This window comes from Pseudomonas sp. AC083 (assembly GCF_979253165.1).
Genome location: NZ_CEEDDH010000274.1, coordinates 1 through 247, shown reverse-complemented (window position 1 = coordinate 247; position 247 = coordinate 1). Strand labels below are relative to the sequence as shown.

The 247-nt window shown below is 47.0% G+C and carries 1 protein-coding gene; it reads left to right on the top strand.

Features of this window, described 5'->3' with window-relative positions:
* The coding region (locus tag AC0IXA_RS27945; RefSeq protein WP_471814984.1) for a hypothetical protein at positions 1–247 on the top strand (247 nt) is incomplete at both ends.

Genomic DNA, 247 nt, shown 5'->3' with positions numbered 1-247 from the left:
ATGACAAATCATCCGAGGACAGTTTCACTGATGCAGGAGCAAAGGCAGGAAAGATATTCATTTTGGGGCACTGGGACGGTGAGAGGTTTTGCAGCAGGTCAAAATGCTACATCAACTGGCACGAGCCAATACGTAGATCAACACATCAAACAACCATTCCTGCAAGCAAAACAAGAATCATCAGGCTGGGGATCTGGAATGATTGACGCCTTTAACAGCGGCATGCGTTCCAAAGGAAGCGAAGTCA